Here is an 11903-nt window from a genome sequence, read left to right on the forward strand (position 1 = left end):
GGATTCTTCATCCAGTTCGGGAGCGCTCGGTGGATGGTTCATCCACCACGGACCCTGGACGGGCCATGCGACCCGATGATGCGACCCGATGGCCTTCCACCCTGTTCTGGGGCAGACAGGAAATCTGTAATCTGAGGTGGAGGTCTGGTCCCTCGGACCGAGGAGTCGGGATGGCCCTCTCCATCGACGATGCCGATGCCGCGCTGTACACGATCGGCCAGGTCGCCGAGATGCTGGGCGTCCAGCCCGCCTTCCTGCGGCGGCTGGACGCCCACGGCATCGTGGTCCCGGCCCGCTCCACGGGCGGCCAGCGCCGCTATTCCCGGCGGGAGATCGACCGGGTGGCCGAGGTGATGGACCTGGTCGCGGAAGGGGTCACCCTCGCCGGGGTGCGGCGCGTGCTGACACTGCGCGAGCGGGTGGGGATCCTGGAGGAGGACCTGGCCGCCGCGCGCGCCGCGGCCGCGCCGCCCGGGGAACGGAGCCGGGCGGACGGTCACCCGGACGAGCGGCCGGGAGCCGCTTCCGGCTGAGGGTGGGCGTCGGCCGGCAGCAGCGGCGCGTCGTGCCGCTCCGGGCGGTGGCTGCCGTCTCCCGGCACCGGGCTGCGCGGGGCGTCGGAGCCGCCGGGTAGCGGCACGGGACGGCGCGCCACCAGACGGCCGACCCAGCGGCGGCCGCAGTGCACGCACGGCGGCGCACCCTGCAGTGTGTACGGGGAGGGTACGGGGGTGTTGTCCCGATAGAAGTACTCCCACTCGTCCCCGTGGCCGTCCGTGGACCGCTGGACGTCGTAGTCGAGGCTCCAGCGGTGCCAGCACGAGCCACAGGTGAACTCGACACGCTCGACGGCCAGTTCGGTGATCACACACACCACCTCCGATCGGTCGGCCGGGATCGGACGGGCGATGACGACGGTGCCCGCCTGCGCACCGCGATTGCGCGGTCGCCCGCCGCACCCGGTTTCGGTCACCTGGCGATCACCCTGACGTCGGTGGCGGGACAATCGGTGCCCACGGTCAGGATCGCGCTCCACGTTCACGTCGGCGGACTCCGGATCGACGCCCGGCGGATCGAGGCGGACGATGAAAGAGCCCCCGCTCCGGTGGGCGTTCACCGGTGCCTACGGGCACCCATATACCTCGCCGGGCCCTGCTTGACAAGAGGCGACTCAAGTTTTATCCAGACTAGTGAGGAAGTCAGGTGCGAACCCGCAGCCCGGAGGGGCACCCGCCGGGCCGCTCGCAGTGGGCGAGGAGGTGGGACGGTGGACACGCGGAGGGCCGCCGGCGCCGCGCCGGACCCCTACGACGTCCTCGGGGTGGATCCCTCGGCCTCGCCCGACCGGATCACCTCGGCGTACCGGCGCCTGGTACGCCGACTGCACCCCGACACCCGGTCGGACGAGGTGACCGAGGAGGCGCTCGCGCGGGTGCTCGGCGCCTACGAGACGCTCCGTGACCCCGCCGCACGCGCGGCCCTGGACCGCCGGCGACGCGCTGCGCCCGCTGCCGTCCCCGCGCCGGTGCGTGGTGTTGCGGCCGTCGTGACGACTGCCACGGGGCGGATCCCGGTACGGGCGCCCCTCCTGCGCGCGGGCCCGGTCCGGGTGGAACGGACCCTCTGACCCGCTGGAGGAAGACGGACGACGAGGAGGGAAGCCCCATGGCACGTCCGGTCGGTATCGACCTCGGCACCACGAACTCGGTGGTCGCGGTCCTGGAGGGCGGCGAGCCCACCGTCATCACCAACACCGAGGGCGCCCGGACCACGCCGTCGGTCGTGGCCTTCGCCAAGAACGGCGAGGTGCTGGTCGGCGAGGTGGCCAAGCGGCAGGCGGTGACCAACGTCGAGCGCACCGCGCGCTCCGTCAAACGCCACATGGACGACCAGAGCTGGCGCTTCCCGGAGAGCGGCACCATCGACGGCAAGCAGTACCGGGCCCAGGAGATCTCCGCGCGCGTGCTGCAGAAGCTGAAACGGGACGCGGAGGCCTACCTCGGTGAGGACGTCACCGACGCCGTGATCACCGTGCCCGCGTACTTCGACGACACCCAGCGGCAGGCCACCAAGGAGGCCGGGGAGATCGCGGGGATGAACGTCCTGCGGATCATCAACGAGCCGACGGCGGCCGCGCTGGCCTACGGACTCGACAAGGAGAACGACCAGACCGTCCTCGTCTTCGACCTCGGCGGCGGCACCTTCGACGTGTCCCTGCTGGAGATGGGCGAGGGCGTCATCGAGGTCAAGGCCACCAACGGCGACACACGCCTGGGCGGTGACGACTGGGACCAGCGGATCGTCGACCACCTGGTCAAGCAGTTCAAGAACGCGTACGGCGTCGACCTGTCCAAGGACAAGATGGCGGTGCAACGGCTGCGCGAGGCCGCCGAGAAGGCCAAGATCGAGCTGTCGAGTTCCTCCGAGACCACGATCAACCTGCCCTACATCACGGCCTCCTCGGAGGGCCCGCTGCACCTGGACGAGAAGCTGACACGCGCCCAGGTCCAGCAGTTGACCGCCGATCTGCTGGAGCGCTGCAAGGGGCCGTTCCACCAGGCGATCAAGGACGCCGGGATCAAGGTGTCCGACATCGACCACGTGATCCTCGTGGGCGGTTCCACCCGGATGCCCGCGGTGACCGACCTGGTGCGGGAGCTGACCGGCAAGGAGCCGCACAAGGGTGTCAACCCGGACGAGGTCGTGGCCGTGGGCGCGTCGCTGCAGGCGGGTGTGCTCAAGGGTGAGGTCAAGGACGTTCTGTTGCTGGACGTCACGCCGCTGTCGCTGGGTATCGAGACCAAGGGCGGCATCATGACCAAGCTGATCGAGCGCAACACCACGATCCCGACCAAGCGCTCGGAGATCTTCACGACGGCGGAGGACAACCAGCCGTCGGTGCAGATCCAGGTCTACCAGGGCGAGCGCGAGATCGCGGCGTACAACAAGAAGCTCGGCATGTTCGAGCTGACCGGTCTGCCGCCGGCCCCGCGCGGAGTGCCGCAGATCGAGGTCTCCTTCGACATCGACGCCAACGGCATCATGCACGTCACGGCGAAGGACCTCGGCACCGGCAAGGAGCAGAAGATGACCGTCACGGGCGGCTCCGCCCTGCCGAAGGACGACATCGACCGCATGGTCCGCGAGGCCGAGCAGCACGCCGAGGAGGACCGCAAGCGGCGCGAGGCCGCCGAGACCCGCAACCAGGGCGAGCAACTCGTCTACCAGACGGAGCGGCTCATCGCCGACAACGCGGACCGGATACCCGCCGACGCCAGGAGCGAGACGGAAAGTGCCGTCGCCGAACTGAAGGAGCAGCTCAAGGGCGACAACACCGCGGCGATCCGGCAGGCCATCGACAAGGCCGCCGCCGCGGCCCAGAAGATCGGCAGCGCCATGTACGACAAGGCGCGCGCCGAGGGCGGCACGACATCGGAGCAGGGTGCCGCGGCGGGCGGCGGTGCCAAGGCCGAAGAGGAGGTCGTGGACGCCGAGATCGTGGACGACGACGACACGTCACGGGCGGGCTGACCATGGACCGGAGCCGGCCGCGGAGCACGGAGCTGCGGCGTCTGCTCGACGAGCGCACCGCCGACCTGCAGCGGGTGAAGGCCGAGTACGACAACTACCGCAAGCAGGTGCGGCGCGACCGCATGGCGGTGCGCGAGATCGCCGTCGAGAACGTCCTGCGCGCACTGCTGCCCGTGCTGGACGCCGTCGAGGCCGCCCGCAGACAGGAGGCGATGACGCCGGGTCTCAGAGCCGTCGCGGAGGTCCTCGGGACCCAGCTGGGTTCGGTGGGCCTGCAGACGTTCGGGGAGGAGGGTGAGCCCTTCGACCCCGAGTGGCACGAGGCGGTCACGCATGTGGTCGTCCCGGACGCCGACCGCCTGATGTGCACGGAGATCCTGACGCCCGGCTACCGGGTCGGCGACCGCCTGCTGCGTCCGGCCCGCGTGACCGTCGCGGGACCGCCGCCGTCCGGCGCGACCCGGGTCGACGAGGGGAGCGCCGTGGAGCGGGCCGGCGGCGAACGGGGCGGTCCCGCCGCCGGGTGACGCAGAAGTTCCGTGGAGGAGGGGGCCGGACCCCGCGGGTTCGGCCCCCTTTCCGGGCCGACGGTTCGCCCGGACAGGAGAGAGCGCTTGCTCAAGCCGATAAGCGGAATGTTTCAGGCCGATTGCCGAGGCGGGGGAATCCGGCCATTCGACCGATTCCAGCGACCCTCACCCGCTCAGTTTCAGGCCCTGAGCGTTCGATTTCTGTGACATCACGCCACTGATTCAATACTCAAAGTTACTGAAATGTGAGGGGTCGATGTGAGTTTCGTGTCAGGAGTCGGCAGACTCGCGCTCGCCGAACCGGCACCCGACCGGACGGCTCCGGCACAGGCTCCGTCGGGGCCGTGCCGGCGACCCGACCCGAGCGGAAGGATGCACACAATGCCGAACACCGCGCGCTGGGCAGCGACCCTCACCCTGACGGCCACCGCCGTCTGCGGCCCCCTCACGGGGTCCGCGCTCGCCGCCCCGACCGCCGCCCCCGCGACCCTCTACGCCCCGTCGGCGCTCGTGCTGACCATGGGCCGCGGTCAGCAGGCCGCCACCGCCACCCCTGAGCGCGCCGTCACCTTGAACTGCGCCCCGACCGCCTCCGGCAGTCATCCCGACGCCCCCGATGCCTGCGCCGAACTCCGCGCCGTCGGTGGCGACTTGGATGCCCTGTCGTACCAGGAGGGCGTCATGTGCACCAAGCTCTACAACCCGGTGGTCGTCACCGTGCAGGGCGTCTGGCAGGGCAAGCGCGTCGACTACCAGCGCACCTTCGCCAACGAGTGTGTGAAGAACTCCTACGGGACCGCCGTCTTCGAGTTCTGACAGACCGGGGTCGCGCGGACTGACGCGAGCAAGGATCCAAGGCTCGTGACTGGGGAGTGCGAGCCCTGTCGCGACACGCCACGCGATCCCCCGCCGGGGGCCGGCCGGACAGAGTGGGGCTGCCGGCCGGCCCCCGGAATCACTCGGCCTCGACGGCCCAGCGCCCACGATGTGGTCCTGCGGTCATCGTTCCGACCAGGTGGCCGGGACGTCTCGGCTATTTCACGCTCACCTCGCACCCGAACCGGCGGTCGTGCCCGACCACCCGCTTCTCGCCCGTCAGCGTCAGCTCGACCGTATGGCGGGTGTCCGTGCTGGAGGTGGCCAGATCGACGAACAGGGGCCCCGGCTCGAGGATTCGTGAGCCGTCGGGGCCCGTGTACGCCGCCGCGTCGGCCGGGACCGTGACGTGGACCACCGCGGACTCCTGCGGCCGCAGCGGCACCCGCGCGTAACCGATCAGACGCGTCACCGGACGCGCCACCCGGGCCACGGGGGTGCGCAGATAGATCTGCACGACCTCCGTGCCGGCCCGGTCCCCCGCGTTGCGGACCGTGAGCCGCAGCGACGTCTCGCCGTCCGTGGCCGGAGCCGGGTCGTCGACCTGCGGCGCCTCCCAGTCGAACCGCGTGTACGACAGCCCGTGCCCGAACGGGAACAGCGGCGTCGGGTCGATGGAACTGGCACCACTCACCTGCCCCAGCGGCGGGGTCAGGTACGTCCACGGCTGCCCGCCGGGGTCCCGCGGCACGCTCACCGGCAGCCGCCCGGACGGGTTGACCCGGCCGGACAGCACCCCCGCGACGGCCCGGCCGCCCTCCTGACCGGGGAAGAACGCCTGCACCACGGCGGTCAGCCGGTCTGCCCAGCGGCCCAGTGCGTAGGGCCGCCCCGTCAGCAGGACCAGGACCACCGGAGTCCCGGTCTCCAGCAGGGCGTCGAGCAACTCGCCCTGGCCGTCCGGAAGGTGCAGGTCGGGTGCGTCACAGCCCTCGCCCGAGGTGCCGCGCCCGAACAGCCCGGAGCGGTCACCCAGCACCGCGACGCACAGATCCGCCGCGGCGGGGTCGTCGACGAGCCGGGCGCCCGGGAACTCGGCCGCCAGCGCCTCCCGCACGGTCGGCACCCTCACCCCCATCGGCACGTCCGGGTGTTCCACGCCGACGTGGCGCGGGAAGGCGTAGCAGCCCATCATCCCGGCCGGATCGTCGGCGAGCGGGCCCACGACGGCGATCCGCCCCCCGTCGCCGAGCGGCAGCACACCGCCCGCGTTCGCCAGCAGCACCACCGACTCCTCGGCGACCCGTGCCGCCAACTCGCGCAGCCGCGGCGGGTCCAGGTCGAGGACCGGCGGCGGCTGCGGCTCCCAGTCTGGGTCCAGCAGCCCGAGTTCGCACTTCTGGGTCAGCACGCGCAGCACGGCCCGGTCGACCGCCGGCTCCGGCGCCTGTCCGGAGCGGACCGCCTCGAGCAGCGGGGTGCCGAAGCAGCGTACGGTGGGCAGTTCCACGTCGACGCCCGCGGTCAGGGCCAGCGCGGCCGCCCCGCCCGGCGAGTCCGCCACGCGATGGGCGGACTCGAGGAAGGACACGCCGAAGTAGTCGGAGACGACCGTGCCCTCGAACCCCCACGCCTCCCGCAGCAGTTCGGTCAGCAGGGGGGCGTGGGCGTGGGCGGGCAGCCCGTCCAGGTCGTTGTAGGCGGGCATCACCGACCGTGCCCCGCCGTCGCGCACCGCCATCTCGAACGGCGGAAGGATCACGTCCGCGAGCTCCCGCGGACCGATCGACACGGGCGCGTGGTTACGGGCGCCGCGTGAGGCGGAGTAGGCCGCGAAGTGCTTCAGCGTGGCGATGACCCCGGCCGACTGCAGGCCGCGTACGTAGGCCGTGCCGATGGTCCCGACCAGGTACGGGTCCTCGCCGATCGACTCCTCGGTGCGGCCCCAGCGGGGATCGCGCACCACGTCGAGCACGGGCGCGAGCCCCTGGTGGATGCCGGCCTCGCGCATGCCGTCGCCGATGCCTGCCGCCATCTCCGCGATGAGCGCCGGATCGAAGCACGCGCCCCACGCGAGCGGCGTCGGGAAGACCGTGGCGCGCCAGGCGGTGAAGCCGGTCAGGCACTCCTCGTGGGCCAGCGCGGGGATGCCGAAGCGGTTGGCCGCCGCGACCCTGCGCTGGAGGTTCGCCAGACGCACGGCACCCTTCTCCGGCTCCACCGGGGCGGTGCCGAACGGGCGGGTCAGCTGGCCGAGTCCATGGGGGAGCAGGGCATCCAGGTCGACGTCCTCGGCCACCTCGTGCTGCAGCGGCGCCACATCCTCGCCGTCGGCGGAGGTGCCGAGCCAGACGCTGTACAGCTGGGCCAGTCTCTCCTCCAGGGTCATCCGGGCCAGCAGATCGGCCGCGCGTACAGGAGCGGGCAGCGTCGTGTCCTGCCAGGGCTGGACCATGGAACTCCTTGATCCCAGGGGGGTTTCCGGAATCCGTCAGAAATTCTCGGACTGATGTGCTCGGAAGTTACGGGGCGACCTGGGGGCTGTCAACGCCCCGGCGACCGTTCTCGGTTGGGCGGGAATTCGCGGCGTACAGGGGGTTGCCACGTTTCGTGGGCTGTCTCTAGGGTGCGGCAGCAGTCCCGTTTCCGGAGCGTTTCGGAAACTTTTCAGTCCTGACTGTTGTGATCACCTCATCGGACGGATGTGGACGTTCCGTCCCGTACCCCAAGGAGCTCATGATGGGCGACCCGGCTCTGTCCCGCCGCGGCTTCCTGGCCGCCTCCGCCGCCGGTCTCGGAATGACGGCACTGAGCGCCTGCGGAGGCGGCGGCTCGGACGGAGGGTCGTCGGGGACGACCACGATCGAGTGGTGGAACATCACCACCACAGACCCCGCGAAGGGCGTCTGGGCCTCCCTCGCCCGGCAGTTCGAGGCGCAGAACCCCAAGGTGAAAATCAAGATCGTCGCGCTGGAGAACGAGGCGTACAAGTCGAAGATGACCGCGCTGACCGCTTCCGGAAAGCTGCCGGACATCTTCCACACCTGGGGCGGCGGTGTCCTCAAGCAGCAGGTCGACGCCGGGCTGGTCGAGGACCTCACCGACGGCACCAAGGCGTGGAGCGGCTCGCTGTTGCAGGTCGCGCGGCAGCCGTACCTGCTGGACGACAAGGTCTACGGCATCCCGTTCGACATGGGCATGGTCGGCTTCTGGTACAACAAGGCGCTCTTCGAGCGGGCGGGCGTCAGCGCGCCGCCGACCACGTGGAGCGCCTTCCTCGACGCCGTGCGCAAGCTGAAGTCCGCCGGCATCACCCCCATCGCCCTGGCGGGCAAGGAGAAGTGGCCCGGCATGTACTACTGGGCCTACCTGGCCATGCGCACCGCCGGCATCGACGCACTCCGGAAGGCCAGTGACAGCAAGGACTTCACCGGAGCCGGGTTCGTCGAGGCCGGGCAGCACCTGAAGGACCTCGTCCAACTCCAGCCGTTCCAGACGGGGTTTTTGGGCGCCGCCTACTCCACCCCCACCGGCCAGGCCGCGGCCGTCGGCAACGGCAAAGCGGCCATGGAGCTGATGGGCCAGTGGGCACCCCAGACGGAGAAGAGCGAAGGCAAGGGCATCGGCAAGGATCTCGGCTTCTTCCCCTTCCCCACGGTCGAGGGCGGCAAGGGCTCCCTCACCGAGGTCTTCGGCGGAGGCGGCGGCCACGCCGTGCGCAAGGGCGCCCCACAGGCCGCGATCGACTTCCTGAAGTTCTTCGCCTCCGCCGCCACCGACCGCACCCTGGTCGCCAGGACCGGGGTCATACCGGTGGTCACCGCGGCCGAGGACGCCCTGGCCGATCCCAACCTCAAGGCGGTGAACCAGCAGTTGAAGAACGCGACCGGCTTCCAGCTCTACCTCGACCAGGCCTACGCGCCCGCCGTCGGCCAGGAGGTCAACGACAGCGTCGCCGCCCTCATCGCCGGCTCCAAGTCACCCGAGCAGGTCGCGCAGTCGATCACCAAGGTCGCGAAGGAAGAGCAGTAGCCGGCGATGACCTCCACCTATCTCCCGGACAAGCAATCCGGCCCCGGTGTCGTCGTTCCGCCCCCGGCCGCCGCCGCGGCCCGCGGGCGGGCTCGGCGGCGCGCGCTGCACTGGCTCACCGCGGTCTCCTTCCAACTGCCGGCCCTGGTGCTGTTCGGTGTCCTGGTCCTGCTGCCCCTGCTGTTCGCCGTGTACGCCGCGTTCTTCCGCTGGGGCGGCTTCGGCATGCCCTCGGACTACGTCGGCGTCGACAACTTCACCCGGCTCTTCCAGGACCCGGTGTTCCTCGGCGACCTGTGGCGCTGCCTGATGCTGGTGGTCCTGTCGCTCGCGCTGCAGCTGCCGTTCGCGCTCGCCATGGCCGTCCTGCTCAACCAGCGGCTGCGCGGCCGGGCCGTCTACCGGATGCTGTTCTTCGCCCCCTACGTGTTGTCCGAGGCCATCACCGGCGTGCTGTTCAGCATGCTCTTCGCCCCGGACGACGGCCTCGCCGACCACCTGCTGAGCGACATCGGCCTCGGCAGCCTCGGCGGGAAGTGGTTCTCCGACCCCTCCACCGTCATGGCGACCCTGTTTCTCGTCATGATGTGGAAGTACTTCGGCTTCCACATGATGCTCTACCTGGCCGGACTGCAGGGCATCCCGGCCGAGTTGACCGAGGCGGCGCTCATCGACGGCGCGGGGCCCTGGCAGCGGTTCCGCAGTGTCACCCTGCCACTGCTGGCCCCCACACTGCGCATCAGCGCGTTCTTGTCGGTCATCGGCTCGATCCAGCTCTTCGACCTGGTGTGGGTGGTCACCACGGGCGGCCCCGACCACCACTCGGAGACGATGGCCGTGACCATGTTCCAGTACGGCTTCAAGCGCTACCAGGTCGGCTACGCCAGCGCGATCAGCGTGGTCATGTTCGGCATCAGCCTCGTCTTCGCCCTCGCCTACCAGCGGTTCGTCCTCCGCCGCGACCTGGAAGGAGCCACCACCACGATGCGAGGAGACGGCGCATGACGCTGACCAAGGCCGGTTCCACCACCCGGCCACCGCGCAAGGGCGCCACCCGGGCGCGCACCCTGCCGGTGCACGCCGTACTCGTCGTCGTCGGCGCGGTGATGGCCGTGCCCGTGTTGTACGCCCTGCTGTCCGGCTTCAAGTCCACCGACCAGCTCTCCCGCAACCCGATCGGGCTGCCCGACCCTTGGGTGACGTCCAACTACACGGGCATCCTCGGCTCCGGCTCGTTCTGGCGGATGGTCGGCAGCAGCACGTTCATCGCGGTGGCGACGACCGTCCTCGTCGTCGCGGTGTCCGCGCTCGCCGCGTTCTCCTTCGCCCGGTTCGCCTTCCGCGGTCGCGAGGTGCTGTTCACGCTGTTCACGGTGGGGCTGATGTTCCCCTTCGCGGTGGCGGTGCTGCCCCTGTTCCTGCTGCTGCGCTCGATGGACCTGCTGGACAACCCGCTGGGCGTGATCCTCCCGCAGGCGGCCTTCGGACTGCCGATGACGATCGTCATCCTGCGCGGCTTCTTCCGGGAGATCCCCGGCGAACTGGAGGAGGCGGCCACCCTCGACGGCTGCGGCCCGTTCGGCTTCTTCTGGCGGGTGCTGCTGCCGATGGCGCGACCCGCGCTCGGCACCGTCTCCGTCCTCGCCGTGGTCGGCAGCTGGAACAACTTCCTGCTGCCGCTGCTCGTCTTCAACGAGCCGAAATGGTGGACCATCCCGGTCGGCGTCCAGCAGTTCCAGGGCCAGTACGCCTCGGACACCGCCCGCGTCTTCGCGTACCTCGTCCTGGCCATGGTCCCCGCCCTCGCCTTCTACGCGGTCGCCGAACGCCAGCTCGTCGGCGGCCTCACCACGGGCGCCACCAAGGGATGACGCACCCGTCCCGCCAACGTACGGCTCAAGCACACACCTGACTGTGAGGAGTCGCACCATGCGCACCAGCACCCCGTCCCGCACCCGGCTCAGACTGGCCGGCTCCCTCGCCGCGCTCCTCGTGGGCGTCGGCCTCGCCACCGGCCCGGCGGCCCAGGCGAAGGAGAAGCCGCCGACCCTGGCCGAACTCGCTCAGCGGCACGGCCGCTACTTCGGCAGCGCGACGGACAACCCCGAACTGACCGACGGCGCCTACACCGCGCTCCTCGGCAGCGAGTTCGACATGATCACCCCCGGCAACGGCATGAAGTGGTACGCCACCGAGCCCGAGCAGGGCGTCTTCGACTGGGCCAAGGGCGACGAGATCGTGAACCTCGCCCGGAAGAACCACCAGCGTGTCCGCGCCCACACCCTGGTCTGGCACAGCCAGTTGCCGAACTGGCTCACCTCGCGCGACTGGACGCCCGGCGAACTGCGCGCCGTGCTGAAGAAGCACATCACCACCGAGGTACGGCACTACCGCGGCAAGGTCTACTCCTGGGACGTCGTCAACGAGGCGTTCAACGAGGACGGCACCTACCGCGAGACCATCTGGTACAAGACGCTCGGCCCAGGCTACATCGCCGATGCGCTGCGCTGGGCCCACCAGGCCGACCCGCACGCCAAGCTGTACCTCAACGACTACAACATCGAGGCCACCGGCCCTAAGAGCGACGCCTACCACCGACTCGCCCAGGACCTCAAGGCGCAGGGCGTCCCGCTCGACGGCATCGGCTTCCAGGCCCATCTAGCCCTGCAGTACGGCTATCCGTCCACGCTGGAGGACAACCTGCGTCGCTTCTCGCGGCTCGGTCTCGACACCGCGCTCACCGAGGTCGACGTCCGTATGCAACTGCCCGCCACCGACGAGAAGCTGGCCGAGCAGGCGACCTGGTACCGCGATCTGACCAAGGCGTGCCTCGCGGTGCGGCGCTGCGTGGGCGTCACGGTGTGGGACTACACCGACAAGTACTCGTGGATCCCGGCGGTCTTCCCCGGCGAGGGCGCCGCCCTGCCGTGGGACGACCAACTGCGGCCCAAACCGGCGTACTTCGCGCTCCGAGAGGCGCTGGGAGGGAAGTAA

Annotated in this window: 11 protein-coding genes; 9 read left to right on the forward strand and 2 right to left on the reverse strand. The window is 70.4% G+C overall.

The window, feature by feature from the left end; genetic code table 11:
- Positions 1 to 170: 170 nt before the first annotated feature.
- A complete protein-coding gene (locus ACZ7L1_RS26550; protein ID WP_471440520.1) occupies positions 171 to 533 on the forward strand; it encodes a MerR family transcriptional regulator in 363 nt (120 codons plus the stop codon).
- On the opposite strand, the gene ACZ7L1_RS26555 is transcribed toward ACZ7L1_RS26550, so the two are convergent.
- Positions 497 to 973 (reverse strand): hypothetical protein, encoded by a 477-nt coding sequence (locus ACZ7L1_RS26555; RefSeq protein WP_471440521.1) that lies wholly within the window; start codon positions 971 to 973, stop codon positions 497 to 499. The genes ACZ7L1_RS26550 and ACZ7L1_RS26555 overlap by 37 nt on opposite strands.
- 294 nt (positions 974 to 1267) lie before the next feature.
- On the opposite strand from ACZ7L1_RS26555, the gene ACZ7L1_RS26560 reads away from it, so the two are divergent.
- From ACZ7L1_RS26560 to ACZ7L1_RS26575, 4 genes are all read left to right on the forward strand, one after another.
- Positions 1268 to 1627, forward strand: a complete 360-nt coding sequence (locus ACZ7L1_RS26560; RefSeq protein WP_471440522.1) for a J domain-containing protein — start codon at positions 1268 to 1270, stop codon at positions 1625 to 1627.
- 38 nt (positions 1628 to 1665) lie between these two features.
- Positions 1666 to 3531, forward strand: coding sequence for a molecular chaperone DnaK (dnaK, locus tag ACZ7L1_RS26565; RefSeq protein ID WP_471440523.1), 1866 nt, complete (start codon positions 1666 to 1668; stop codon positions 3529 to 3531).
- Between the two features lie 2 nt (positions 3532 to 3533).
- Entirely contained in the window at positions 3534 to 4058 is a 525-nt protein-coding gene (grpE, locus tag ACZ7L1_RS26570; RefSeq protein WP_471440524.1) for a nucleotide exchange factor GrpE, read from the forward strand.
- A 384-nt stretch (positions 4059 to 4442) separates the two neighbouring features.
- Complete coding sequence (locus tag ACZ7L1_RS26575; protein ID WP_471440525.1) at positions 4443 to 4877, forward strand: protease inhibitor; 435 nt, start codon at positions 4443 to 4445, stop codon at positions 4875 to 4877.
- A gap of 217 nt (positions 4878 to 5094) precedes the next feature.
- On the opposite strand, the gene ACZ7L1_RS26580 is transcribed toward ACZ7L1_RS26575, so the two are convergent.
- Positions 5095 to 7332 (reverse strand): beta-xylosidase/alpha-l-arabinosidase, encoded by a 2238-nt coding sequence (locus ACZ7L1_RS26580; RefSeq protein WP_471440526.1) that lies wholly within the window; start codon positions 7330 to 7332, stop codon positions 5095 to 5097.
- Positions 7333 to 7616: 284 nt separating this feature from the next.
- On the opposite strand from ACZ7L1_RS26580, the gene ACZ7L1_RS26585 reads away from it, so the two are divergent.
- The 4 genes from ACZ7L1_RS26585 to ACZ7L1_RS26600 are packed head-to-tail and all read left to right on the forward strand — an operon-like array spanning position 7617 to position 11903.
- Entirely contained in the window at positions 7617 to 8909 is a 1293-nt protein-coding gene (locus tag ACZ7L1_RS26585; protein ID WP_471440576.1) for an extracellular solute-binding protein, read from the forward strand.
- A gap of 6 nt (positions 8910 to 8915) precedes the next feature.
- Positions 8916 to 9914, forward strand: a complete 999-nt coding sequence (locus ACZ7L1_RS26590; protein ID WP_471440527.1) for a carbohydrate ABC transporter permease — start codon at positions 8916 to 8918, stop codon at positions 9912 to 9914.
- The gene (locus ACZ7L1_RS26595) at positions 9911 to 10780 is read left to right on the forward strand and encodes a carbohydrate ABC transporter permease (protein ID WP_471440528.1); all 870 of its coding nucleotides are present in this window, start codon (positions 9911 to 9913) and stop codon (positions 10778 to 10780) included. The genes ACZ7L1_RS26590 and ACZ7L1_RS26595 overlap by 4 nt, the downstream gene beginning before the upstream one ends.
- A gap of 58 nt (positions 10781 to 10838) precedes the next feature.
- The gene (locus ACZ7L1_RS26600; protein WP_471440529.1) at positions 10839 to 11903 is read left to right on the forward strand and encodes an endo-1,4-beta-xylanase; all 1065 of its coding nucleotides are present in this window, start codon (positions 10839 to 10841) and stop codon (positions 11901 to 11903) included.

It is taken from the genome of Streptomyces sp. NPDC107546, assembly GCF_055639175.1.